Source organism: Nitrospirota bacterium (assembly GCA_040755395.1).
In the GTDB taxonomy this organism is placed as follows: domain Bacteria; phylum Nitrospirota; class Nitrospiria; order Nitrospirales; family Nitrospiraceae; genus DATLZU01.
In genome coordinates this window covers 67,421-92,345 of the sequence record JBFMAX010000005.1, presented here as the reverse complement: position 1 = coordinate 92,345, position 24,925 = coordinate 67,421, and the positions used below count along the sequence as shown (strand labels likewise).

General features: G+C 62.9%; 25 protein-coding genes and 1 tRNA gene. 16 read left to right on the top strand and 10 right to left on the bottom strand.

Features of this window, described 5'->3' with window-relative positions; translation table 11 throughout:
• Window positions 1-4 precede the first annotated feature (4 nt).
• Window positions 5-583 carry a thioredoxin family protein gene (locus AB1555_10030; protein ID MEW6247035.1) on the bottom strand — a complete coding sequence of 193 codons (579 nt, stop codon included), beginning with the start codon at window positions 581-583 and terminating at the stop codon, window positions 5-7.
• Window positions 584-654: 71 nt separating this feature from the next.
• Complete coding sequence (locus AB1555_10025; protein ID MEW6247034.1) at window positions 655-1,800, bottom strand: DGQHR domain-containing protein; 1,146 nt, start codon at window positions 1,798-1,800, stop codon at window positions 655-657.
• Window positions 1,801-2,150: 350 nt separating this feature from the next.
• Between AB1555_10025 and AB1555_10020 the strand changes: the two genes are divergently transcribed.
• The 6 genes from AB1555_10020 (at window position 2,151) to AB1555_09995 (ending at window position 10,291) form a co-directional block, all read left to right on the top strand.
• Complete coding sequence (locus AB1555_10020) at window positions 2,151-2,417, top strand: thioredoxin family protein (protein MEW6247033.1); 267 nt, start codon at window positions 2,151-2,153, stop codon at window positions 2,415-2,417.
• A gap of 158 nt (window positions 2,418-2,575) precedes the next feature.
• The gene (locus tag AB1555_10015) at window positions 2,576-2,737 is read left to right on the top strand and encodes a hypothetical protein (protein ID MEW6247032.1); all 162 of its coding nucleotides are present in this window, start codon (window positions 2,576-2,578) and stop codon (window positions 2,735-2,737) included.
• Between the two features lie 89 nt (window positions 2,738-2,826).
• Window positions 2,827-6,039 carry a PD-(D/E)XK nuclease family protein gene (locus AB1555_10010; GenBank protein MEW6247031.1) on the top strand — a complete coding sequence of 1,071 codons (3,213 nt, stop codon included), beginning with the start codon at window positions 2,827-2,829 and terminating at the stop codon, window positions 6,037-6,039.
• Window positions 6,032-9,454 (top strand): UvrD-helicase domain-containing protein, encoded by a 3,423-nt coding sequence (locus tag AB1555_10005; protein MEW6247030.1) that lies wholly within the window; start codon window positions 6,032-6,034, stop codon window positions 9,452-9,454. Before AB1555_10010 ends, AB1555_10005 begins: the two co-directional genes overlap by 8 nt.
• A 16-nt stretch (window positions 9,455-9,470) precedes the next feature.
• A complete protein-coding gene (locus AB1555_10000) occupies window positions 9,471-9,881 on the top strand; it encodes a tetratricopeptide repeat protein (protein ID MEW6247029.1) in 411 nt (136 codons plus the stop codon).
• Window positions 9,882-9,904: 23 nt separating this feature from the next.
• Complete coding sequence (locus AB1555_09995) at window positions 9,905-10,291, top strand: metallopeptidase family protein (protein ID MEW6247028.1); 387 nt, start codon at window positions 9,905-9,907, stop codon at window positions 10,289-10,291.
• Between the two features lie 90 nt (window positions 10,292-10,381).
• Here the strand turns inward: AB1555_09995 and lgt are convergent, their stop codons facing one another.
• The gene (lgt, locus tag AB1555_09990; GenBank protein MEW6247027.1) at window positions 10,382-11,170 is read right to left on the bottom strand and encodes a prolipoprotein diacylglyceryl transferase; all 789 of its coding nucleotides are present in this window, start codon (window positions 11,168-11,170) and stop codon (window positions 10,382-10,384) included.
• 132 nt (window positions 11,171-11,302) lie between these two features.
• Here lgt and AB1555_09985 point away from each other — a divergent pair, with 132 nt between their 5' ends.
• The 5 genes from AB1555_09985 (at window position 11,303) to AB1555_09965 (ending at window position 14,675) form a co-directional block, all read left to right on the top strand.
• Window positions 11,303-12,412, top strand: coding sequence for a tetratricopeptide repeat protein (locus tag AB1555_09985; protein MEW6247026.1), 1,110 nt, complete (start codon window positions 11,303-11,305; stop codon window positions 12,410-12,412).
• A 249-nt stretch (window positions 12,413-12,661) separates the two neighbouring features.
• Window positions 12,662-12,922: a YtxH domain-containing protein gene (locus tag AB1555_09980; protein ID MEW6247025.1), complete on the top strand. Its 261-nt coding sequence runs from the start codon at window positions 12,662-12,664 to the stop codon at window positions 12,920-12,922.
• Between the two features lie 158 nt (window positions 12,923-13,080).
• Window positions 13,081-13,169: transfer RNA gene (locus tag AB1555_09975), tRNA-Leu, on the top strand.
• 318 nt (window positions 13,170-13,487) lie between these two features.
• Window positions 13,488-13,796, top strand: coding sequence for a hypothetical protein (locus tag AB1555_09970; protein ID MEW6247024.1), 309 nt, complete (start codon window positions 13,488-13,490; stop codon window positions 13,794-13,796).
• 111 nt (window positions 13,797-13,907) lie between these two features.
• Window positions 13,908-14,675 (top strand): hypothetical protein, encoded by a 768-nt coding sequence (locus AB1555_09965; GenBank protein ID MEW6247023.1) that lies wholly within the window; start codon window positions 13,908-13,910, stop codon window positions 14,673-14,675.
• Between the two features lie 50 nt (window positions 14,676-14,725).
• Here AB1555_09965 and AB1555_09960 read toward each other — a convergent pair whose 3' ends face one another.
• Complete coding sequence (locus AB1555_09960; protein MEW6247022.1) at window positions 14,726-15,067, bottom strand: PilZ domain-containing protein; 342 nt, start codon at window positions 15,065-15,067, stop codon at window positions 14,726-14,728.
• A gap of 10 nt (window positions 15,068-15,077) precedes the next feature.
• On the bottom strand, window positions 15,078-15,626 hold the full coding sequence (locus AB1555_09955; protein ID MEW6247021.1) for a hypothetical protein: 549 nt from the start codon (window positions 15,624-15,626) through the stop codon (window positions 15,078-15,080).
• A gap of 138 nt (window positions 15,627-15,764) precedes the next feature.
• Between AB1555_09955 and AB1555_09950 the strand changes: the two genes are divergently transcribed.
• Entirely contained in the window at window positions 15,765-16,154 is a 390-nt protein-coding gene (locus AB1555_09950) for a DUF423 domain-containing protein (protein MEW6247020.1), read from the top strand.
• 1 nt (window position 16,155) lies between these two features.
• Here the strand turns inward: AB1555_09950 and AB1555_09945 are convergent, their stop codons facing one another.
• Together AB1555_09945 and AB1555_09940 are read right to left on the bottom strand one after the other, a co-directional pair.
• Window positions 16,156-17,322, bottom strand: coding sequence for a hypothetical protein (locus tag AB1555_09945; protein MEW6247019.1), 1,167 nt, complete (start codon window positions 17,320-17,322; stop codon window positions 16,156-16,158).
• Between the two features lie 108 nt (window positions 17,323-17,430).
• Window positions 17,431-18,228, bottom strand: a complete 798-nt coding sequence (locus tag AB1555_09940; protein MEW6247018.1) for a dienelactone hydrolase family protein — start codon at window positions 18,226-18,228, stop codon at window positions 17,431-17,433.
• A 181-nt stretch (window positions 18,229-18,409) separates the two neighbouring features.
• On the opposite strand from AB1555_09940, the gene AB1555_09935 reads away from it, so the two are divergent.
• Window positions 18,410-19,393, top strand: a complete 984-nt coding sequence (locus AB1555_09935; GenBank protein ID MEW6247017.1) for a Gfo/Idh/MocA family oxidoreductase — start codon at window positions 18,410-18,412, stop codon at window positions 19,391-19,393.
• 72 nt (window positions 19,394-19,465) lie between these two features.
• Here the strand turns inward: AB1555_09935 and AB1555_09930 are convergent, their stop codons facing one another.
• Together AB1555_09930 and AB1555_09925 are read right to left on the bottom strand one after the other, a co-directional pair.
• Window positions 19,466-19,702 (bottom strand): Lrp/AsnC ligand binding domain-containing protein, encoded by a 237-nt coding sequence (locus tag AB1555_09930; protein ID MEW6247016.1) that lies wholly within the window; start codon window positions 19,700-19,702, stop codon window positions 19,466-19,468.
• 115 nt (window positions 19,703-19,817) lie between these two features.
• Window positions 19,818-21,221, bottom strand: a complete 1,404-nt coding sequence (locus AB1555_09925; protein MEW6247015.1) for a kelch repeat-containing protein — start codon at window positions 21,219-21,221, stop codon at window positions 19,818-19,820.
• Window positions 21,222-21,821: 600 nt separating this feature from the next.
• Here AB1555_09925 and AB1555_09920 point away from each other — a divergent pair.
• The 3 genes from AB1555_09920 to AB1555_09910 all read left to right on the top strand — a co-directional run bounded on the left by AB1555_09920 (window position 21,822) and on the right by AB1555_09910 (window position 24,396).
• Window positions 21,822-23,351, top strand: a complete 1,530-nt coding sequence (locus AB1555_09920; protein MEW6247014.1) for a YifB family Mg chelatase-like AAA ATPase — start codon at window positions 21,822-21,824, stop codon at window positions 23,349-23,351.
• A gap of 309 nt (window positions 23,352-23,660) precedes the next feature.
• On the top strand, window positions 23,661-23,876 hold the full coding sequence (locus tag AB1555_09915; GenBank protein ID MEW6247013.1) for a hypothetical protein: 216 nt from the start codon (window positions 23,661-23,663) through the stop codon (window positions 23,874-23,876).
• 94 nt (window positions 23,877-23,970) lie between these two features.
• Window positions 23,971-24,396, top strand: coding sequence for a hypothetical protein (locus tag AB1555_09910; protein ID MEW6247012.1), 426 nt, complete (start codon window positions 23,971-23,973; stop codon window positions 24,394-24,396).
• Window positions 24,397-24,457: 61 nt separating this feature from the next.
• On the opposite strand, the gene AB1555_09905 is transcribed toward AB1555_09910, so the two are convergent.
• On the bottom strand, window positions 24,458-24,862 hold the full coding sequence (locus AB1555_09905; protein ID MEW6247011.1) for an Hsp20/alpha crystallin family protein: 405 nt from the start codon (window positions 24,860-24,862) through the stop codon (window positions 24,458-24,460).
• Window positions 24,863-24,925: the final 63 nt, after the last annotated feature.

Here is a 24,925-nt window from a genome sequence, read left to right as displayed (position 1 = left end):
CTGTCTATTGTGCGTAGTCGGGAGCGTTGCCCGGTTTCCATTTAATGCTGCAACCGATGCTGGGCTTCTGGTTCGGGCCGACCGGCTTCCCGGCAAGCGCCGCGTCAAGCGCGGCGCGGAGATCGCGGCCCGTGACAGGGAGGCGATTGCTCGGGCGGCTGTCATCCAGTTGCCCCCGGTAGACCAACCGTCGCTGAGCGTCGAACAGATAAAAGTCCGGCGTGCAGGCGGCTTTGTAGGCTTTGGCGACCTCTTGGGTCTCGTCGAAGCAAAAGGGGAATCGGAATCCGAGGCGTTGGGCCATGTCCTTGAGTCGCTCTGGTGCGTCATCGGGATATTGCGCCGGATCGTTGCTGCTGATCGCGATGATGCCGAGTCCCGAATCCGTGTAGTCTCGTCCGATCCTGGCGATCTCGTGCTGGACGTGCTGCACGTAGGGGCAGTGACGGCAAAGGAACATAACCAGCAGGGCGGTCTTTCCCGCAAACGACTCGAGTGAGTACGTCTGTCCGCTCACGACATCGCGCAACGCGAACGGAGGAGCGGCTGTGCCGAGCGGCAGCATCACCGACGCCATGGCCATGGGGACCTCATTGGGAGATCAAGAGTGTGGGGTACTCTACCCAGAGTCCTCCTCGCGATTCAAGCGTTGGCTCACTCTTTCCCCTTGCCTTCCTTTCCGCCTAGCCGCGACGGCTCCAGCCCGATGGCCTTGGCCAGTTCGCGGTGGATGCGGGCGACACGCTCCACTTGGCCTTTCGCCGGGAACCGCTCATAGAAGCCGTCCACGCGAAATTGCCGCGTCAATTCTGTCCACGGCGCGAGGCGGTGTTCCCAGCGGGTGAGACGGTCGCCGGCCCCGCCCCGGTCCTGAGCAGCCAGGTCGGCGCAGACCCGCACCATGGCCTTGAGCGTGACGGGTTTGGTGACCATGTAGTTGGCATGCCCCCAGGTCTCGCCCCACACCCGCTCCGCCGCTTTGAAGAAATCGCGGACGACCCCATAAAACCGGGCCGCTTCCGTGACGCCGGTGCCCTCCTTTTCCAGTTTTCGCCAATCTCGACTGACCCACCGGTGCAGTTCGTTGAACAACTCGGCCTGCAGAATCCATTTTTCTTGCTTGCTGCGGCCGCCCAGCCGATTGATCCGGTAACGGAGCGGGCTGTCCGGCTCGCTGTAGAGGCGTTCGACGACCCGCGCGGCGAATTTCTTGTCGGGAGCGGCCCAGGACACCCGTTCGTACAGGTCCACCAGGTGACTCTTGTTGATCCGGGTCGGCGTCGAGTTGATGATGACGAACATCTCGGTGGCGAAATCTTCGCTCCGGCCGTCGAAAATGACGCAGGGGACATGAATGCCCCGGGCCTCGTCCGGGCGGTCGCGATGGTAGAAGTGCAGGGCGGCCAGGCGATGCTGGCCGTCGATGATCAGATAGGGACCGCTGGGTTCCTCCAGATGGCCGGCATGCTCGAAAGAGCCGACCGGCTCGAAACGGAGCCGCTCCGGGGTGAAGAGCAACACCGTGCCGGGGATGGGGGGCTGGCTGACTGCCGTTTCGTAAAAATTCGTGATGGCCCGCACCTTGGCTCGCGAGAGCTGCCGCTGGAACGCCTTGTCGCTGCGCTCGATCTTGGCGATGAAATGCGCGATCTCGTCTTCTTCCTCGACTTCCGCCGGTTCGATCTGCTCGCCTTCGCCGTAGAACCGGCTCATGAAGCGGACTTTCCGCAGCAAATCTTCAGCCGGATAGGCGACGAAGTAAAAGACGCCGTCCTTCTGACGAACTTGCGTGGCCAGCATGCCGTTGCCTCCTTCTCGCAAGGGTGGACCGTCCCCTTCGGCAGTACTCCTGCCCGTGCAGGTCTCCGGCCCACAGGAACATAGCCTCTAGTCAGGACATCGTGCCGCGCCTCGACAGCGTATTGCGAGACGGCGCGATGCGGATTCGACCCTAACAATCCGGCCTGAAGCTGTCAAGGACACGAAGCCCTGTCCGGCGTGCGTTCCTGAGGTTTTTGCCGGGGAATTCGAATGAAGCGGCCGGGACGGAGCCGCTTGCCTCAATCGGACCGGGCGAGCTTGCGGCCCGTTTCGACGCGGTGTTAAGATGCGGCACCAACGTCCCCTCAACCTGAACCTGGCCGCTTGATATGCCGAACGTCGTGTTGCTGTATTCGCCGACCTGCGGAGCTTGTCCTTCCGCCAAGAGCCTGTGGAAGGAGTTACGCGTGAAGTACAGCTTCAGCTATCGCGAGGTCGATATCACGACGCCGGATGGGCAGGAGCTGGCCAACCGGCACGCCGTGCGCGCCGTGCCCGCGACGATCATCGACGGACGGCTGACGTTCGTCGGCGTGCCCAGCCGCCAGAGCGCCGAAAAGGCGCTGCAGTTGAAGATGCAACAGCGAGGCGTGTGACACGTGACGCGCATCACCCCCACCCCCCTTCCCCCTCAAGGGGGAGGGCAAGGGAGGGGGCCAACGACGAGCGACGAGATACGAGATACGAGATACGAGATACGAGATACGAGATACGAGATACGAGATACGAGATACGAGATACGAGATACCTTCCCATGTCCCCTGACGACGACGATTTCGAGCTGCCTCCTTTGCCGGTGATCGATAAAGGCCCTCCGCCGGACTGTCCGATTTGCGGAGACCCGATGGCCTTCATCGACGGCGACTGGGCCTGCGTGGATTGCAACGGCGAGCTTCTGGGGCCGGAAACGGGCTAGCGCCTGGCGCACGTTAATCGTGAAACGTGAAGCGTTAAACGTGATCCGGATGTGCGGTGAGCGATTAACGAATAACGATTAACGGTCTCATGCTTCGGATCGTCACCGGTCCGTTCCATCCCCACCTGGAAACCGCCCTCGCCGACGAGATTCGACGGATCAAGACCGGCGATCCGTTCGCTCCTCTCGCCGTCATTGTTCCATCCCGCCCGTTGCTCGACCGTGTCCGTTATCTGTTGGCGGTCGAATCCGATCTCTGTCTGCTGAACGTCCATTTTCTCACGTTCCATCAGTTGGCGCTGCGGTTGTGGGACGAACGCCGGAGCGGCTCGCTTGAATCGGTCGCCGCTCCCTGTCGGCTCGTCGATCGGCTCTTTTTCGAGCAACTCATCCGCCACATCGTCGGCAGCCGGCTGTCCGCGATGGAGCCTTTCCAACGGCTGGGGCAGTCCGCCGGCACCTGGGCGGCGCTCTGGGCGACCGTGCAGGATCTCAAAGACGCCGGGGTGGACCCGGCCGAGGCGCTGCGCGGCGTCCGCGAGGGAGCCTTTGAAGCCGACGATACGCGGTGGCTGGAAGCCTTGTTTACGCTGCATGCGGCGGTGACGGAAACGGCCCGGGCGCTGGGCGTGGGCACGGCGGATGATCTGGCCGATGCGGTCGTGCCGTTTGCGCGCGACTCGCGGTTTCTTGCGGGCCTTCGCTCCGCGGTGTATTACGGCTTCTACGACCTGACCCAGGTGCAGCTTTCGCTCTTCGAAGCCGTCGTGAATCGGGTCGCGACGACGCTCTTCTTCCCGCTGGAAGACGACCCCTCCTTCGCGTTTGCCAGGCGATTTTTCGAGCGGTATCTCCAGCCGCTGGCTCCGGCCCCCGGCGCCGTGACCCGCGTTCTCCGGCCCGACTCGAAGCCTGATCGACAGGACGGCGGCCATCCGCAGCTTCGCGTGATTCATGTCGTCGGGCCGGAAGAAGAAGCGGCGGCCGTGTGCCGGGAGATTCTCCAATTGGTCGAGACGAACGGGTATCGGTTCGACGAGATCGGGGTGGTGGCCAGGACCCTCGATCCGTATCTCTCCTGCCTGCAGCCGGTGTTCGACCGGCACCGGATTCCCTTCACCTCGACGGGCGGGCGTCCGCTCGTGCATGAGCCGATCGTCAAGGTGTTGTTGCAGCTTGCGACGCTGCCCGTGAACGGCTTCTATCGGGCGGCGATGTTGGACGTGCTCACATCCCCGCTGGCCCGTTTGGAGGGAGCGGGGGCTCAGGGGGAGGCGCGACCGGATCTGTGGAAGCTGGCGGTCCAGGTGTTGAACATCACGCGCGGCGAAGACGAATGGCGGCGGGTGGCCCACGCGAGCGGGGCGTCCCTGGTCACCGGCCGCGACGAGGAGGCCGAAGAAGGTGGGGTCGGGCGGCAGGGGATCGATGCGCGACAACTGCGGTTGCTGTGGCAGGCGGCGTCGCGTCTGATCGCCGATTGCCGCGCGCTGCCGACACGCGGGTCGGCGGCCCGACTGACCGACGCGTTTTTTGACCTGGCCGCTAAGCACCTGGTGCTTCCCGGCCCGACGGAGGGCGACGAGCCGATCGAGGAGGCGCGCGTTCGATTGGCACCGGTGGAACAGGCGCTCGCCTCGGTCGTCGCGAAACTTCGCCAACTCGACGAGCTCGGCGACGAGCTGTCATGGGAGGAATGGATCCGTCTGTTCGCTCAGGCGATCGATGCCACGACGATCCCGATCGAAAGCGAGGACCACCGCGGGGTCAGGGTGCTGGACGCCATGGCGGCCCGCGGCCTGCCGTTTCGAGCGCTGTTTATCCTGGGACTCAATGAAAAGGTGTTTCCTCGGTACATTCGCGAGGATGCTTTCCTGCGCGATCGACACCGCCGGGCGCTGGCCGAGACCCTGGGCTTCAAGATCGACGAAAAACTGGCCGGCTACGACGAGGAGCAACTCCTGTTTCGGCTCCTCTGCCGCGCGGCCGGCCGGCGTGTGTATCTGCTCTACCAGCGCGCCGACGAGGGCGGGCGGGCGCTCGCTCCGTCGGCTTTCATCGGCCAGGCCGGTCGCTGGTTTGCCGCGGACCATCCTCGGGAGACGGCTGTGCCGCGTCGGCTCTTGGAGCGGGTGGAGCAGCAGGCGGTTGTTCAGTCGGCGCTGCCGCCTGCGGAGGTCGCGCTCTGGTTGATCTTGCGCGGGCAGGACCCGTCGTCCTGGCTGCAGGCGGTCGGTCGGGAGAGCGAGCTGTTTGTTCACGGCCGAGCAACCCTGGAGCGGCTTGAAAGCGAAGCGCAGGACTTGGGCCCGCACGACGGGTTGACCGGCCCGCTGGCCGCCCATTGGGCGACTGTGGCGGGCCAGGGCGTCGCGCCGACGGCGCTAGAGCAGTACGCCCGCTGTCCCTTCCAGTATTTCGCCGCGCAGGTGCTGCGGCTCGAGCCGGTGCGCCGGCCGGCGCAGCATACCCTTGATCCGCAAGCCTTGGGCACACTCTGCCACGCAGCCTTGCGCCGGTGTTACGAGCACCTGGTCGGAAGCGGATGGCCGGAAGAGGCGTTGCCTCCGCCAGCGGTTCGAGATGCGGCGCGCCTGTCGGTGGAAGCTGCGTGTGCGGAGTTGGCCGCCGAACGGGGCATGGGGTATGCCTTGCTCTGGGAGATGACCCGCGAGACCGTCACCAAACTGGTGTCGGTATGTGTCGAGGCCGATCAGGAGGACTACAAGCAATCGCGCTTCAAACCGATCGCCTTTGAGCTGGAAGCGCAGGGCCAACTGGAAGGCGCGGGGACGAATGGGCGAAACGCGATCAACGTGAAGGGCCGGCTGGACCGCGTGGATCGTCGGGACGATCCCCCCGCGCTGCGCATCATCGACTATAAGGTCAAGGTCGGGTCCGGCATGAAATCGGAAGACCGCAAACTGCTCCAGGCAGGCGTGAGGGGCTTTCGGCTGCAGCCGCCTCTGTACGCGCTCATCGAGGTTCCCGGCCAACCGGCCCCGAGTCACGTGGACTTCGTGTTTCTCGCCCCGAAATGGAAACGCCCCATCGAGCGATCGACCTTTCCCGCCTCCGCGTGGCGTTCGCGCGCCGGAGCGCAGCTCCGAGGGACCATCGTCACCCTGATCGACGGGATCGCCGCGGGACGATTCTTCATTCTCCCCGGCGGATATTGTGACTCCTGCGATTATGCCGTCGCGTGCCGTCGCTTCCACGGACCGACCTGGTGGCGGGCGTCTCGCGCGGCGCCGGCGAAGGGCCTCCGGGAACTCCGCACACAACAGGTGCCCGATGAATGAGCAGGAGCCGGTTCCCGATCATCACATCCGCCTGCAGGCGGAGACGACCTTCGACCGTAACGTCGTCGTCGTGGCGGGCGCCGGCACGGGCAAGACCACTTTGCTGGTCAACCGGCTGGTCAACCTGCTGATGAAGGAACCCAAGCCGGTCGCCGTGACCCAGCTTGTCGCGCTGACCTTTACCAACAAGGCGGCGACGGAGATGAAGGTCCGGCTGCGCGAGCGCCTTTTGGCCCTAGCCCAAGTGGAGACGGCTCGGCCCACCGGGCCGGATGTCTCTTGGCAGGTCGCCGCGCTGCGTGAACGGTACGGACTGTCGTCGCAAGACATTGCGGCGCGGGCGGACGCCGCGCTCAAGGACCTGGAAAAAGCTCAGATCGGGACCCTTCACAGCTTTGCCGCGCATCTGCTGCGCCTGCATCCGCTGGAGAGCGGCGTGGACCCTGCGTTCCAGGAAGACGACGGGTTGCGGTTCGACGAGCACTTCACCGCGCAGTGGGACCTGTGGTTGGATCGCGAACTGGGAAAGGGAGGTGCCAACCATGACCTGTGGCGGCGCCTGCTCGCGCACATGGAGCTCGAGCAGGTGCGCGAGACGGCCCGGTCGCTCTGCAGCGAACTCGTGGATCTGGATGAGTTGCGGGGCCAACTCGCCGCCGCTCACCTTGACCCCTCGCTGCGCGATCGGCTGGCCGCCGCGCGAGACCGGGCCGCCCAGCTCCTCGCCGCCCATGACCGTCCCAAGCGCCGGAAAATCGAGTCGATGCTGGAGGCCGCCGGTGCGGTGTTCCGTTCCCTGGTTGACCGAGGGTTGGACGGTTTGGCCGACTTGGACGTCGATGTGCGGCGGGAGTTGGACCGTGACCTGGACAAACGCGTCGCCGGGGGGTGGGGGGAGGAGGAACTCGAAGAAGCCGCCGGCTTGATCGGCCTGGCGCAAAGATTCAGGCAGGTCGACCAGGCGTTCTTCCTCGACGTGCTCAGCCTGCTCGAGCCGTTCGTGCAAGAAGTGCGGCACACCTTCGTGGCGGACGGGTGGCTGTCGTTCGACGGGCTGCTGGCGAGAGCCCGCAGCCTGCTCCGTGACCACCCGCAGGTTCGGGAACGGATCAAGCGGGACTACCGGGCCGTGCTGGTGGATGAGTTTCAGGATACCGATCCTGTCCAGTATGAAATCATCTTGTACGTCTCGGAACGTCCCGGCCGCCACGCGCGAAGCTGGCAGGATATCGAGTTGGAACCGGGCAAGCTGTTCATCGTCGGCGATCCCAAACAGTCCATCTATGCCTTCCGCCGCGCCGATATTGAGGCCTTCGACCGCGTCGTCCGCAAGATCCGCGATGACGGCGGGGAGGAATTGTCCTTGAGGACGAACTTTCGGAGCCATGGCTCCGTGCTCGCGGTGGTCAATGAGGTGTTCGATCGGCTGTTTCAGCGGCGGGAGCATCTCCAACCGGAGAACGTGCGGCTGGAAGTTCGGCCGAGCCGGCAGGCGGCGACGACGCGGACCGGTGTGAGCCTGCGGCTGGTGAAACAGGCGGACGAGGAGGCGGCCTTCGATTCCGAGACCGCCACGCGCGCGGAGGCCGAGACCCTGGCCCGTTGGCTGAAGGATGAGGTGTTGGAACGCGAGACGGTGACGGACGAGCAGGGGCGACGGGGGCCGCTCAAGCCAGGCCATATCGCCCTACTGTTCCGGAAGCTCACGCAGGCGGAAGACTATCTCGAAGCCTTGCGACGGCACGGCATTCCCTACCTGACGGACGGCGAAAAGCATTTCTATCGGCGGCAGGAGGTTATCGACCTGGTGAACCTGCTTCGCGTATTGGACAATCCGCACGACACCGTCGCGATGGCCGGCGTGCTGCGGTCGCCCTTGGGCGCGGTGACGGACGTGGCGCTCTATGAACTGCGCGAGAGGCAGGCGCTCGATTATCGACAACCCGACCGTTTGGCCGGATGGGACAACCCCGCGGCGGCCGCGGTCCGCCGCCTGTATGCAGTGCTGGCCGACCTGCATCGAGCGGCGGCTCATCTGCCGCTGCCCGATGTGGTGGACGCGGTCTTTGATCGGCTGCCGGTGCTGGAGCTGGCGGCGGCATCGCTGCATGGCGAACAGGCGGTGGCCAATCTCGCCAAGGTCCGGCAGACGTCTGCGGCTCTGGCCGATCGGCCTCATCTGACGTTGAGCGGATTCGTCGAGTTGATGGTCGCCCGTCTGGAGGACCAGCCGGACGAAGCGGAAAGCGCGTTGGCGGAAGAGTCCCTGGACGCCGTCCGCGTCCTGACTATTCACAAGGCCAAGGGGCTGGAGTTTCCGGTTGTGATCCTGCCGGGACTCCATCAAGGCGCGGGACCCGGCGGCTCGGCTCCCTACGTGGCGCATGATTGGTCCACCGGAACCTACGGCCTGACGGTCGGGGAGAAGCGGAATCTCGGCGCCGTGCCGATCTATGCCAAGCTCCGGGCGAGGGAAGAAGCGGAGCGGCGGCGCGTGCTCTATGTCGGCATGACCAGGGCCAAGGACTGGCTGGTGTTGTCCGGCGGAATCACGGCCCGGGCCGGGCGCGACAACGTGCTGACGCTCCTGAGCGAAATTGCCGAGGGCGAACTCGGGTCCGCGAAGACACCGACGCTGCGGGTGGGAACGGTCTCGATCCCTCATCACGTGATCGAGCCGCCGGAGCGGATGAGGCCGCGCCGCCCGTTCTCCGAGCCCGGTGCAGGGCCGGCGATGGACTGCGTCGCCTTGGCGACAACCTGGCGTCATCGGGAAGAGCTATGGCGAAGCCTGCGCGCGACCCCGCGCCATCTGACACCCTCGACGGTGAAGGCGGACGGCCTTGGTCTGGAGTCCTTCGCCGATCGGGCGCAGACAGAGCGAGACCTCGGAACGCTGATCGGCGTCCTCGCCCACCGCGTGTTGGAAGGCTGGGACTTCACGGAGGATCCCGCCCGTCTTGATGCACGAATCGATGCCGTCTGTCGCGCCGGCATTTTGCCCGAACGGCAAGGCGAAGCCGCCGCCATTGTCGGCGAACTCCGCGAGATGTTCAAGACGTTCGTGTCGTCCGAACCCTATGCCGCCCTTCGTCGCGCCACCGTGCTGGGGAGGGAAGTGCCGTTCGCCATGAAATGGGTAGGCGAGGGGCGAGGGGTGAGGGGCGAGGGGGTCGGGGATGGCGACGTCTGCGTCATGCACGGCGTCATGGACCTAGTGTACCGGCTTGACGGGCGACTCTGGGTTGCCGACTATAAGACCGACCGTGTGGGGATCGATGAGGTGCGGGCGCGCGCGGAGTCCTATCGGGACCAAGCCCGCATTTATACGGAAGCCCTGTCGCGCGGCCTGCGCGAGGGCCGCGTGCAGTTTCAGTTCCTCTTCCTGCGCCACGGCATCGCCGTGACGGCGTGATTCAAGGAGGGAGGCCATGCATCGATGGTGGGTGATCGTCCTGGCCGGACTCGTGTTGGGCGGCTGCGCCGGCCGGCAGGAGGTTCAACAGCGGACGCTCCATGCGCCGCCCGGTACGCCCCCTGCTGCTGCGGCGAAGCTGGAGGAGGGCAACACGCTTTACGCGGCCCGAGACTGGGCCGGGGCGAAAGCAGCCTATGTCTCCGCCATTGACTTGCACCCCGCGTTGGCGGAAGCGCATTACAATTTGGGTCTGGTCCTGGATCGGCTGGGAGACGGCAAAAGCGCCAAGAAGCATTACATCGAGGCGGCGAACCTGGCGCCCGGCAATAAGGTGATCTGGGACGCGCCGCCGCTCCGCAGCCACGGCTCGTTCGAAGAGGATCGGGTGAAGGGCAAATCCTTTCTGGATGCCGCTCCGCGATAGGGAGGCGGGCGGCGAGTGTCATGATGGCCCGGCGACGCCGCTCTCTGGCGGTCTCAGACGAAGAGTTCGCCGCGCTGGTGCGACAGGCGATCGACAGCCTGCCGGCCGACTATGCCAAGCTGCTCACCAACGTGGCGGTCGTGGTGGAAGATGAACCACCGCGCGAGGTGCTGGACGATCTGGAGTTGGAGTCGGAAGACGATCTGCTCGGCTTGTATCAGGGCGCGTCGCTGGACAGCGAATCGTTCTTTCACGCCGGGGGCCACTTGCCGGCGCGCATTTCCATCTATCGCGGGCCGATCCTGCGGCTGTGTCGCACGAAAGCCGAGGTGGTCCAGGAAGTCAGGGATACGGTGGTCCACGAGATCGGCCACCACTTCGGGCTGGACGATGAGGAGATGCCGTATTGAAAGAAATTAGGAATTATGAATTAGAAATTAGGAATGAGGAATGTTGAGTGATGTGGGCGAAAGTGAAGACAATCGGTGAGACATGACGCGTTACTCGTTACGTTTCGCGGCCTTTTGATAGCCTACCGCCAGCATCAAGGCGCCCAGCAGGATCATCGGCGCGGAGAGGACCTGCCCCATCGAGAAGGGGCCGAAGATGAAGCCAAGGTGCTGGTCCGGCTCGCGGAAGAACTCGATCACCAGACGGCACAACCCGTAACCGGTGATAAAGCTCCAGAAGACGGTGCCTGGAGGCGTGGGGCGTCGCCCGATCCACCACAAGACGACAAACAGCAAGAGGCCCTCGAGCGCCGCCTCGTACAGTTGCGACGGATGGCGGCACTCGGGCCCGCCGCCGGGAAAGACCATGCACCATTCGACGTTCGTCGGCCTCCCGTACAACTCGCCGTTGATGAAGTTGCCGATCCGGCCCAACCCCAAGCCGATCGGGGTCGCGGAAGCGGCCAGATCGGCCACCGTATAGACCGGAATGCCGCGCCGTCTGCTGAACCACCACAGCGCAACGATCGTTCCAATGAGACCGCCGTGGAAGGACATGCCGCCTTCCCAGACCGCGATGATTTTCGCCGGGTGTTCAAGGTAGTACGAGAAATTGTAGAAGAGCGTATAGCCGAGTCGCCCGCCCACAAAGACACCCGCCGCCGCATAGACGATCATGTCGTAGATTTGGTCTTTGGTCAGCGCCAATTGCTGCGCAGCCGCTTTGGCTTTGATCAGAAAGTACGCGGCTGTCAGCCCGATCAAGTACATGAGCCCGTACCAGCGGAATTGCAGCGGGCCAAGCCGGAGAAAAACAGGGTCGATGTTCGGATAGGGAATCATGTCAACGACCGCAGCGGCTCATTGGCTTGCAGAAGCGCGGCGATCATAAAAGAGGAGAGGGAAGGTTTGCAAGGTGAAGCGCCGATAAATGCAGATGCGCCCGAAAACCGGCGGCGGTATCATACCGCTATGTCGGCAATCGGGCGCCTTGTCCTGCTCTACGCGTTGGGTGCGGCCGCTGTCGCCTACTCCGCAGATTTAACGGCCGGCTTCCCCGCCGCCCCCACGGATCTGCGCCTCGTACATCCCCTCCCGATCAAAGACGCCTCCTCGCCGCGCATGCTGGACGGCGATGAACTGCTCAGGATCGGCGACATCCATGAAGTGCAGAATCACCTGCAGGAAGCCATGCCGTACTATCAACGGGCCTTGACGGCGTTTCGTGTCACGAAGAACCGGCGGGGAGAAGCGGCGAGCCTGATGCGCATCGGGGCGATCCAGGAACGTCAAGGGCACACGCGCGCCGCCATGGAATCGGTGACAGGCGCCGTGGCGATCTTCAAGACGCTTCCGGACAAAGGCGCCTATGCCCGTTCGTTGCTGCGGCTCGGACGCCTATCGGAAATACTCGGCGACCGGGTTGCCGCGGAGCGATCCTACGAACAGGCGCTCGCCTTGTGTCGGCAGGCGCGCGATCTTCAAGCCTGGACCGAGGGCGCGACTCTGCTCGGCAACCTGCGCATCGACGATGGACGAATCGAGCAAGGGCTTGCGTTGTTGGACGAGGCGCTGACGGAGGCGCGCCGGCGCCGGGATCTGGGACAGGAATTGAACGCGCTGGCGATCATCGCCGGCGCGCAGGTACGCCAGGAGCGCTTGGATGAGGCGAGGAGGTTGTACGAGCAGGCCCTTCGTCTGGCGGAGCAACAACGAGACCAACGGGCCGAGGTCGGCATCCGGGTGGCGCTCGCCCACCTTGATGCCGCCCTCGGCTTCCATCAAGACGGAATCCTGATGGCCAAGAAGGCCTTGGCTCTCTATCAGGCGCTCCGCGACCGGTTGCGGGAAGCCGATACGTTGGCGTTGCTGGGGTATCTGCATCAAATTCAAGGCGATCTGGCCGGCGCTGCGGAGCATCACGAACGGGCCCTGGCGCTCTATCGGGCGCTACGGGACCGGGCGCGGGAGGCTGGAAGCCTCGTGAATCTGGCGGTTGTGTACGACGCCCAAGGCGCGCCGGAAGACGCCCGAGAAACTCGAGGCAAAGCGATCGTTCTGCTGCAATCTCTCTCGCCGTGAGGCCATGTCCAGAGCGGCTCTGCGCCAATCCGTGTGTCGCGTTTTTGGAGCTGATCGCGCTACACCTGTGCTAAAAAAGTCACGAGCTCGTTTGCGAAGGGTACATCGGATGGGCGTTAAACGTGCGGTTTTGCCGGTCGATGGGTCAATTCGATTCTGGCATGGTTGGTGCTGTATGATGAAACCGAGCGCTCAACGGTATCAATCACACCTGTCACACTCTGTTTGTCGAGGAAGGAGGTTTGTATCATGTCAACCGAAGGACGTCAGATTGCGAAAGTGGCCGCGTTGGTCGCCGGCGGAGCGGTAGTGGGCGCGGGCTTGGGGCTGTTGTTCGCCCCCCGATCCGGAGCTGAGACGCGGCGCACGCTCGGACGCTATGCCAAGCGCGCTCACATTCAGGCGACGCGCTTCAGCCGCGCCGTGAAGTCCGGCGTGACCGAAGCCGTCGAGCGCGGGAAGCAGCTCGTGCAGAAGCGTGACCAGAAACCCGTCGTCGAAGCGGCTTAATACCGACGCCCGGTTCATCGCCTTTCGACCAACGGCCTGCTGCCGATGCCGGCGACAGGCCGTTGCTGTGTGATCATCCCTTACCTTGACCCCCTACAACCCCGGTGTTAGAGTCACGCCGCTGCAAAGAGCAGGTTCAGGAACCTTTCTCTCGACACGCCGGAGTGGCGGAATTGGCAGACGCCAGGGACTTAAAATCCCTTGGATCCACAGATCCGTACCGGTTCGAGCCCGGTCTCCGGCACCACTTTCCGCTACGCGCCGCGTCCCCCTTTCACCCGCCGTAAGAACTCCAGCGCGATGCGCCTGTTCCGTCACCGCCCGTAACGGCTGGCAAGTTTGGTTGTGCCGTCACCCGTGTTCAAGCGCTCGTAACCGCCCAGGAGCACCAGAGTCAGCCCCAGCGCAGTAAGCAAACACCGATCCGTTTGTCAAATCTTTACAGACCGCGCAGCAGTGTTACGCTTAGACCTGAGTGTCGTGTCCGGAGGCGGAGCGTCTGAGATATCCCGTTCTGCTTTGCTCGTCCGGGCGGTCCTCCTGTGGCTTGTCATGAGGCCCATCGATGACCGCGGTCGAAGCTCTTGCGTGGCTCGTTCTCGCGTTTGCCGACGGCCCTGATTGTCTCATCCAGGGATCGTTTCACTGGCTTCCGGAAGGTCGGGTGTTTGTTCGGGAAGACGGCTGTACGATTCAATCGCAGCAGGAAGGGACACAGATGCTGTTCTGGTCGAACGACAAATGGGTGCTTGTGCCGGTTCCTAACGGGGCGAGATCGCTCACTTATCGATGGGGACGTCCTGTCGCTTTCGTGAATGGAGACCGAGTGAGAATTCAAACGGGCATGGTCGTGCCGAGCGGCCAAGAACGATAGACGGGCGTTTATCCGCCCGTGTCATGTTCTGATGTATGATTCGGTATTTTCTCATGGCGATGCTATACTTCGCCTAGGCTGTCAAGCGTAGGCGAACACGGGGGCTCTTCTATGGAGACTCAAGCTGGCATTATCGTCCCGGATTTCCTGCCGTATTTGGTTGCCGTCCTGGCTCTGTTAGTCGTCTGGCAGTATCACCAGATGCAGGTTCTGAAGGGCCGCATCCTGGCCGTTGATATCTTCGATCGGTCCGGAGTCAGGATGTATCTTTTCGTGGTCCCTGCCGACAAGAGCACGTGTACGATCTGTCGGGAAGCTCACGGCAAGGCGTTTCTTCCGAGTGTCGTTGCGAAAAAGCATTTCACCCCGCTGCGGGGCCAATGTACGAATCCGATGGGGTGCGGCGGTCTGTTGGTCGGGATCTACGGCGCGTGGCCGGAGGCCCGACACGCGGTGGAACGACTTCGAGCCGCCAAGATCTCGGGCACGATCCAGTTGTCCGGACAAGAGATTTCCGCGCTCATCAACGGACCATGGGAACGCAGTATCAGTGCGGCGGCCGACCGGGTGGCGGTCCACATGTTGGAAGCGATGGTGTCGGAGGAATCCAAACCGGATACGGCGATGCTCAATTATCGGTACGTCATCGAGCAAGCCAAAGAGATGCGGCATTTGCCGTTCGTCGTCCCCGCGTACTTTCGCCTTGTTGAGATGCTGACCAGGCAGGGGCGTTACCAGGAAGTCGTCGATCTGATCGGGCAGTTCGAGTCGCGGTACAAAGACCGGAATGCCGGGCCCTATGTTCCGACCGAGACCCAGCGCGGCCTGATGTCGATCAGGAAATCCCGCCTTGCGGTCCAGCTCAAACCAGCCCTCTGATCTATCCGCCATTTTCGGAAGAAGTGTTTCCTCGTACCGGAGCGGCGGTTCTACAGAGATTTAAGGAACCGGCGGAGCTGTGTTTCGTGATCCGGATGCACCTGCAAAAAGTCCAACCCGAAGTTCTTTCCGAGCGACCAGCGGACGATGGCCAGATCAATGTGGAGGGGAGAGCGAGGAGGTGGAAGGTCGACGCTCAACTCGAGAAACGTGCCGATCGGAATGGTGGCGTCCGCTTTGATCCCGCACCCTCCACGGGAGATATTGACCACCACGCCTCGTCCAACGACTTGATCGCCGGAATAGGCGACCGCCAGATTGACTTCATACCGTGGATGATCGCGAAGATCCAAGGAAGTCTTGTCTTTTTCGTTGCGGCGGCTCGTCAGCATGCGAAAGCCCTCACCATTTCCCGAACCATCCCCGGCAGCCGGCATAGTACGACAGGCCGGCAATAGCCAGGATGGTCAACCCATGGATTGCCTGTTCTGCGACGACGACGGGGTTCGTGATTCGTGCGATCAATATGAGTGCGGCGGCCGCCACGGTGACGCCGAAGGTCACCCGTTTGGGACAGAGCGGCAGCCGGCGTTCCTCGTAGGCGCGGGCGATCCAGACGCCGATCCAACCCAACGCGCCGATCACCAAGGCGCCGCCCAGATCGGCCAGCCCGATCCAGAGACTGTCCCAGGCCAACTCGACCGGTTCACGTCCGCTGACGGACTGCCAGAGCTTCTGCCACTCCGCTGCCGCAAGGACCAACCAGATCAGCGCAAGGCCGAGCAGAAAGTGGCGTTTCCGCATTTCTTTGGACAGCACGGACCTGGGCGGCTCCGCCGGCGCCGGCGCGACCCGGCATCGCCGGATATGAGGAACCAAATCGTATCCGCACTCGCAGAGCAACACGCCGTCGTCATTTGTCAGCAGGCAGCGGGGACATTCAACGGGCATGGGTCGGCTCGGTGAAATTCAACCACTCGTGTTACAATCGGGCGGTCCCGCCTGGCGCGGACGAAGTGCTCGAGGAGGCCTTCCGGTCATTCGTCATTCGGCAGTCGCGCGGTCGCATGAGTATGGGAGCCATCGGTCATGTTGAAGACTGAGGCGCGCCGGTTTCTTCTTATCGGATCTCTGTTCGCGTTCACCGGGGTGGCGGCCGGAGCCTTCGGTGCGCACATGCTAAAGCGGACGCTCGACCCAGGGTTGTTGGCGGTCTACGACACGGCCGCACGGTATCAAATGTACCATGCGCTCGGACTTTTTGTGGTGGCATGGGCGGTCGACCGATCGCCCAGCGGGAAATTCGCCGCAGCCGGTTGGTTGTTTGTGGCGGGAATTCTGCTCTTTTCCGGCAGCCTCTATGCGGTCTCGCTCACGGAAATCACGTGGTTGGGAGCACTGACTCCTCTTGGCGGAGTTGCGTTCCTGGCCGGGTGGGGAATACTCGGCTGGAGGAGTTGGAAACTTCGTCCATCTTGATTTACTGAGCCCGGCAGCCGGCCGTCCGTTTGCCTGAGATCGACCCCCAGCCTCCGGCCGTATTGACGAATGTCCCCTCCAGGCGTTGGTCTTCTTTTGAGAACAATAAACTGTCTTCTTGGAGATGTCCCCCCGACTCCCACCGCAAATACACGGCGTCGCCCAGGACGACGACTTCGGCCGGCCTTGGCCTGTTGCCGGCGGCTGAACCGGGCGGGGGAAAGACCAGCGACAGTTTCTGTTCCTGATGATTTTGATGATTGTGGATGGTCCATTGCCAGGTGCCGCACAGACGCGCCAGCCCCCGGTGCTCGCGCAAGCTCTCCTTCCACAGACGGAGACGCAGCCAATAATCGAAGGCCACGCGGCCGGCTTCCGCTTGAGCCCGGCTGGCCAACGCCATCAGGTGGGTGATGAGGACGGGACGGAGTCGAAACTCGACGTAGCGGGCCGCCAGCGCGCGTTGTTCGGCTGGTTCGCGATCCCGAATGGCCGGAACGTCCCAGAGGCGTTCGCGAATTGCCGCGATCCCGTGCTGTTCCGCCAGCGAAAGCCAGGACGAGGGACCGACCAGCGCAGGAAACCGCTGATCCAGTTGCGCGACGTAGTCTGAAAAGCGTTCGGGAATCGACCCGGTGTGATCTTGGGTCAGAGGGAAAGCCGCCAAAACCTGCGCGACCGTGACAAGAGACGCGAGGGCCTGCCGGCCGGTTGCTTGGGTGATCCAGGTTTGTTGTCGGCTCAGCTCTTGTTCCAAGGTCGTCCATCGCGAAGGATCGGCCGCAGCCTGAACGGCGGACAGGGCGACCCTCCAGACGGCGAGCTCGGCGATGAGCCGAGTAGATGCTTCGCTGAGATGCTGATAGACGGACTCCGCGAAGGGCTTTCTGGCCAACCGTTTGGTCGCAAGCGCGCCGATGACGTCGTTGAGCCCGAGGATCGGTCCGAGTTTTGTGATGAACAACGTCTGGGCTTCGGCATCGGAATTCACGCCGGCGAGCGTGTCCGCGTGGTTGCGCACAACCTGCTCGAAGTCCGGCAACTCTATGGACGTCGCCGGGCTGGTCGAAGCCGGAGGCGGAGCGGCAGGCGCGAAGGAAGCGGCCGCCAGGGCCACTCCCAACCCGAGCAGAAACAACGCAACCTGCGGAGACCTGAGCGCGGCCATCGTCGTTACTCTAGCGTGTCTCTGAGACGAATCGCAATCGAGGTGGGCGACTGTGCCGGTCGACGATCGTGAGGGGAGGCAAGAGCGGCAGGAAAGGCGCGGAGTCGGTTACGCGCCTTGGAAACTGGATTTCAGGAAGTCGATACTCGAGTTCCAGGCCTCTCGGGCCGCATCCGCGCGATAGGAGTCTTTCCGGGCATCGTTGCAAAAGGCATGAGGCGCATCGGGATACGTGCGAACCTCGACCCGCTTCCCGTATTCCTTAGCGGCGGACAAGAGCCGATCGACATCCTCTTGCGTAGCCCACTCGTCCCGTCCCGCTTGATGGTACAGCAAGGGGCACTGCAGATCCTTCAGCAGTTCACCCGGGCTGACCGTCTTCCCGTAAAAGGCGACGACCGCTCGTAAACGCTTCCGGTGACATCCGAAACGAATCGCCAGCGATCCGCCCATGCCGAATCCCACCACCGCGTAGGTGTTCCGTTTGACGTATTCCTGGGTGTTGAGGAACTCACAGCAGGAATTGATGTCCTGAACCAAGTCCGCCTCTTTGACGCGTCCCATCAGCGCCGCCGCGACTTCATCGCTGGCGGTCACCATGCCGCCGATCCGCCCGTAGAGATTCGGGATGATGACGGCGTAGCCCTCGCAGGCCAGACGAGCGCCCAGGTCCTTGATCTGCGCCGTGAGGCCCCACCACTCATGCAACAGAATGATTCCCGGATAGGTCCCCTTTTCCTGCGGCCAGAACTGCAGCGCCTCGACCTGATGACCTTTAGGTTGGCGCGACCGGCTGTAGGGATCAACGGCCATATCGCTGGCGGAGGGAATGGGAGCGCCGCTGGGAAAACGAACTGCGCCGGTTCCGATCTGTTGCAACGAAAAGGGAGGGGTTCGCTCAGTCATCGCGAGATCCCGATCTACGCCGATTTACGCGCCCGATCAATTGTGCGGCGTACTATAGCGACGGGGTCGAAACATTGTCAATGCAACGTCCGCGGTTGACCGGCGAACCGACCGCCGGTAGAGTGTCGATCTGCGCGGGACGTCCGCGTTGTCTGAACAGACGCGCGGCCAAGGAGGATCGATGCCGAGCATCGGAATCGGGCTCATCGGGTTGGGCAGGCATGGGTTGCGGTACGCCCGCCATCTGCTCCAGGATATCGCCCAGGCCAAACTGGTGGCGGTCTGCCGGAAAACCGTCGAGCGCGGGCATGATCTGGATACCGGACACGAAGTGAGATGCTATGGAGATTACCGCCAACTGGTCGCGGACCCCGAGGTCGATGCGGTCGTCGTGGTTACGCCTCCGACGCTCACCCGGTCCATCTGCCTCGAGGCCGTGCAGGCGAAGAAGCCCATCCTGATCGAGAAGCCGTTGGCGGCGACGGGAGCCGAGGCGCGAACAATCGTACAAGCCGCGGCCCGCGCCGGCGTGCCGCTCATGACCGCGCAGACCCTCCGATTCGATCCGGCCGTGCTGGCCTTGCAGGCTCGATTGCCGACGGTGGGACGGCGGCGCTATTTCACGCTGACCACGCGGATCGAGCGGTCGGTTCAGAGTCGCAAGGATCCCCACGACTATGGAGGCCGGGGCGTGTTGTTGGAGGTCGGTGTCCACTTGCTGGATTTGGTGCGGTTTCTGACCGGAGAAGACGTGCGGGAGGTCTGCTGCGAGCTGGCGGATTCCAGCGGCCTGGGCGTGGAAACGAGGGCCTTCGTCACCCTTCGTACCGCCGGAGGCCTCTCATGCGTGATCGATGTATCATGCGAGAGTCCGGTGCGAACCAGCCGGGCCGAGTGGATCGGGGAAGACGGACAACTGACGGCCGACTGGTTTCATCATCGGCTCGTCGTGCACTCGGCCGACGGCGCGTGCGCCGTCCATGAACTCGAGCCACGACCGACGATCGTGGCGGTTTTGCGGGCCTTTCTCGACGCGCTCATGCGCGGCACCCCGATGCCCGTCTCCGGTGAGGACGGACAACGGGCCGTAGAAATCGCCGATGCGTGTTATGAATCAGCCGACACCGGGAGAACCGTGATATTGTCCGTGATGAGTGAGAGGTGACGATTCCCTGCGAGAAAGGAATCCGTGATACTCCGTCACGTTTTACGCATCACGCTTCACGCGTCGCCTCCGTCACGTTTCCGCCACGATGTGGGTATCGGTTTCTTCGACACCCTCGATGGTATGAATCTTGGTGATGACGACATCCGAGAGCGAGCGTTCGTCCGGCACGTTGACAAAGCTGAAAATGTCCGGCTGGCCGAAACAGGGGTGCGCCTGCTCGACGCCGTTGATCTTTTTCAGCGCGTGCAGCACCTCCTTGGTTTTCCCGGCTTTCACCTTGATGAGGATATAGGCTTTGGTCGACATGCTCTCCTCCCGCTGTTAGGCTGGACAAGGTTCGTTTGGTTTCTCTTGTTCATCTGGTTAAGCCGGAACGCGCCAAACAAACCAAATAAATGGATACAAGCAACATGAACCGGAGTTAAGAGCCCGGCATCTCCCGCCGCTTGGCTGCATAGGTCCGGTGCAGATCCTTGCCGTTCGCCGCGAGACGCTCGCGGGCGGAGCGGAAAATTCTCGTGAGCAGTTCCCAGTCAGCCTTGCCGACGTTGAATTCTCGGAAGCCTTGTTCAAGGCCGTCACGGTCCCACACGGAATGGACGGCTGCGTAATCGACGACGGCTTCCAGCGATTCGGAAGTCCAGCCGTTCGTGCGGAACCGTGCGAAAGCGTCGGAGCTTTGTGCGCCGAATTTCGCCTCGATCGCCTCGGTGAACCATCGGCGCACTTCGGCATCGGCGCTTTTCATGAAAGCGGATTGAAATTGGATGAGGGCCTTGATGAGCCGGTTGGCCTCCGGGCTGGACTCGGGAGGAAGGACGCCGGCGACGTCGAATGTCGCCAAGAGCGCCATGACGGCGCCCACAAGTTGGGGAGCGGCTCGTCGGGCCGGCATGACATCGTGCGGCGTGGCTCCCGCCTTCTTCGACGGGATGAAGACCTCGTTGGCATTGCTGAACGATCCGCCCGGTCTCGGCCCCCCGGCCACAACGTAGAGACGACCGCCGACCACTGCCGACCCTAAACCGTGCCGTGCCGTGGGCATGGGCGCCATCGTTTGCCACCGGTCGGAGTCCGGAAAGTAGGCTTCGTTCGTCGAAAAGGTGCCCTGGGGGGCTTCTCCGCCGATGACGTAGATCGTGTCGAACATCGCCGCCGCGGTGATGCCGCTGCGCGGCGTCGGCAGCTCCTTGATCGTAGCCCACCGGTCGGCGGCGGGATCGTAAGCCTCGGCCACCGCAAGATTCCGGCCGTAGTCTCGATTCAGCCGTCCGCCGACGGCGTAGAGGCGATTTTGGACCGCAACGGCGGCCAGGTGATCGCGCGGAGTGGGGAGCGGTGTTTTGACGGTCCATCGATTCGTCGACGGGTCATAGACTTCCACCGCGCCGGAGTTGGCGTTGCCGTCGTATCCGCCGATCGCATAGAGTTTTCCGTCCAATTCGGCGACGGCGAGCGCGCCGCGCGGGGTCGGCATGGGCGGTCCTTCAGACCAGGCGTCGGCCTCCGGGTCATAGATGTACAAGCTGGCGATCGGCCGCCAGACGGAGAAGAGTGATTGGGTGAACCCGCCGACCACATAGAGCTTGCTTGCGATGGCGGCCGACCCTGCATGGTGTACCTTGCCGGGCAGCGGCGATATGGTCGTCCAACGATCAGTGGCTGGGTCATAGACCTCCACCGCATCGGTGATCGCCAAACTCGTCAGGTTGCCCAGACTCGGCTCCGCGAACCCGCCGATGAGATAAATCTTCCCGCCGAGCGCCGATGCCGTGACTTCTGTCCGTTTGGTGGGGGCCGGCGCCGCCGTCCGCCACGTGCCCACGGGGGGCGTGTCCTCTTGGCCTCCGGCGGGCGGGACCTGCTCTGAACACAGCATCCAGGCCCAGAAGGCGACGCCGATACAGAGTATCTGTCGTCGACGGGTGTGGGATATCGTCGTGCTGGCGGTGAAAGCGACGGGGGCGAACGAGATGCACCGCTGGAGCAAAATCCTGGGGCGCATGGACCGGATTATACTGAAGGGGCTTCACGCAATCTAGCCCACATTATTCATGACGATTCGTGACGAAACCGCCAAGACGCCACGCGTTGGACCCATTGCACGAGAAGAGCAATGGGCACCCCCGCGGGGAGCCCCGAGAGGCCGAGGCATACTTGAAACAGTCTGTTGAGGCCGTGAGGGGCGAGCCCGCCCGGCTGGTCGCTGCCAGTCGCGACCAGCCTGGTCGCAGCGGCGTATCGGCGGTTGCAGTAGAAGCGGTCATGAATAATGTGGGCTAGCCCGTTCTGTCCTACGGAGCGAAAACGGTGCGCGGCGTGCGCACATCCGGCTCACCGCACGGCCGGTTCTGTTGAAAACAGGTCGGGGCCCGCCTATAATCCCGCAGCGCCTCAGGCGCATTTGTATTTCTACGGAACCGACATGTTGGCAAAGGTTCTGAGCGCGGCAGTGGTCGGTCTAGACGCCCATCTGGTGGAAGTCGAGGTGGACATCGGCGGCGGGCTGCCGCAGTTTTCCGTGGTCGGTCTTCCCGACGCCACGGTCCGCGAGAGTCGCGATCGCGTCCGTGCGGCGCTCAAGAACACCGGCTTTTCCTTTCCGGTCAAAAAGATCACCGTCAATCTGGCCCCGGCCGGGCTGAAAAAAGAGGGATCGGGACTGGATCTCGCGATCGCCGTGGGCATTCTTATCGCCGAAGAAATCTTGCCGCCGGAGTCGGTTCAGAAGAAGGTGCTTGTGGGCGAGCTGTCCTTGGACGGGCGTGTGAAACCGATCGCTGGCGCCCTTTCCATCGGCATGGCCTGTCGAAACTTTCATGAGTTGCTCCTGCCGGCCGGGAATGCGGCGGAAGCGGCGCTGGTGGACGGCGTGGCGGCCTTCCCGGTCCATACCCTGCCGGAAGCCGTCGAGTTTCTCCAAGGCGCGCAGCACATCGCTCCGGCTGGAGTGGATCGGGAAGCCTTGTTTCGTCGGCAGCCGACGGAAGACGAAGACTTCGGCGACGTCAAGGGTCAGGACCACGCCAAGCGCGCGCTGGAAGTGGCTGCCGCCGGCGGACACAACATCCTGATGGTCGGTCCGCCCGGATCGGGTAAGACCATGTTGGCGAAGCGGCTACCGACGATTCTGCCTTTCATGCAGCCGGAGGAAGCGATCGAGACCACGAGAGTCCATAGCGTGGCGGGTCTTCTGACCGACGGCCTGCCGCTGCTGACGACCCGTCCGTTCCGGTCGCCCCATCATAGTATTTCGGACGCCGGCCTGATCGGCGGCGGGGCGGTGCCGAGACCCGGTGAAGTCTCGCTGGCGCACAATGGAGTCTTATTCCTCGATGAAATCCTGGAATTTAAACGCCACGTGCTCGACGGTCTCAGACAACCGTTGGAGGACGAAACCGTCACGCTGACGCGCGCCAGCGGCTCGTTGCGCTATCCCGCCAGAATCATGCTCGTGGCGGCGATGAATCCCTGCCCCTGCGGCTATTACGGCGACCGTACGCGCGAGTGTCTGTGCACGCCGCACCAAATCCGCCGATACCGGGCCCGATTGTCCGGACCGCTCCGGGACCGGCTGGACATCCATATCGAGGTCCCGCCGGTGCATATTCGGGAACTCGGCGACGAGACTCGGCCACATGACACGTCGGCGACGATCCGCGCCAGGGTGATGGCCGCACGGGCCCGGCAAGCGGATCGATACAAGCATGACGAAATCTTCACCAACGCCCAGTTGAGGCCGCGTCAGCTCAAGAACTATTGCAGAATCGACGCAACCGGTCGTCACTTGCTGGAGCAGGCTATGACGCGGCTCGGGCTCTCGGCCCGGGCGTACGGTCGGATTCTGCGCGTGGCGCGGACGATCGCGGACCTGGCCGGCTCGGAGGACATCGAGGCGATGCACCTCGCCGAAGCGATCCAGTACCGGAGCCTGGATCGGCGCGGCGAGTTTTAGCCCGCATTATTCATGACGGTTCGTCGCATTACATCCGTTGCACCAGAAAGAGCAACGGATGCCCGGCAGACGCGCCGTGCTAGACCCATTGCAGCAAGAAGAGCAATGGGTGCCCCCAAGCACAGCCGCGAAGGAGGGAAGCATACTTGAACAGTATGTTGACCGACTGAGTGGCGAGCACGCCGGGGACCCATTGCTCCGGGAATGCAATGGGTGCCCAACAGCGTATCGGGGTGCCCATTGCCCTGCTGTTGCAATGGGCCGAAGCAGCAGAAGCGTTCATGAATAATGCGGGTTAGGGAACGGCGCATGTGGCATTCGTTCAGAGTCTTCGGCTGGTGGTTCCTGATCGGCGCGACGATGGCGTTGGCGGTCATCATGTTGCAAGGCGGCATCCGCGAAGTGATGCAGGCCCAAGGATCGTTATGGGAGGTCAAGTTGGTGGAGTTGCTCACCGCCATCATCGGCGGAGGCTTGCTAGGAGGATGTATCGCGCTGATTTTGGACAGGATCAAAAAACCGTAGCCGGACGGGAGGCGCAGAGCGGGAGACAAGCCGGAAAGGGGATTCTGGGTTCCGCTAAACTCATCGCCCCCTAGCCTGCTGCTGAGAGGAGAGCATGGATATCGAAATCGGATCAAACGTGTACCGCAATACCAACGGCACGATCGAAATCGAAGGCGTCCCGCAGATGACCGTCTCGTTACCTCAGCCGGAAGGTCCGTTGCTCGTCAACTTCGCGATGTTCGACGAAAACAGCCGGGTGGCCGTGAAAATCGTGGACAGCATCGTGGCGTTCAATGAAAAACGGGCCTACGACCTGTCGAAGACTCCGACCAGCCTGCTGCTCAAACACAGGGAAAGCGGAAAAGTGGTGCTGCAGATGGAGATCAAAAAGCAAGGCGTCGTGGTCTTGACTCAAGGCGAGTTCCGCACCATTAAAGGCCATACGTTGGTCGTGTCGCCGACCGAATGGAAAATCGATAAGCTCCGGATGAGCGGCACGGACAACGATATGAAGGGCGGTGCCGTGGCGATCGGATGAATGACGAAAGGGGAGGCGGCTGGAGAAGCCGCCTCCCCCTCCGTCTCGATGTGAAGTGGTCTCACGCGTGGTCGATGAGAATCCGACGAGGTTTCGTTTCCTCCCGCTTGGGTAGGGCGACGGTCAGGACCCCGTCCTTGTAGGTTGCAGAGATCTTGTCGGCGTCCACACTCGCCGGGACTCGAAACGCGCGGGAAAACGCCCCGCCTTGGAACTCGCGGGTCATGTAGACCCGCTTGGCGTTTTCTTCTTCCTGTTTCTGCTCGCCTTTGATGGTCAGGACACCGTCCTCCATCATGAGATGAATATCCTGTCGATCCATTCCGGGCAACGCGGCCTGGATCCAAAATCCCTGCTCGTCCTCGTAGGCATTACAGGCCGGAACCCAAACTGCCTTGCCCGCCACGGTGGAGAGCACGTCGTCCAGGAACCGATCGACATCGAGAGGCGCGTAGGTCGTCAGCATGGGATCCTCCTTTCTTAAAGAATGAGGCGGCCAGAACCATCCGTGTACGATGAAGAGATAACA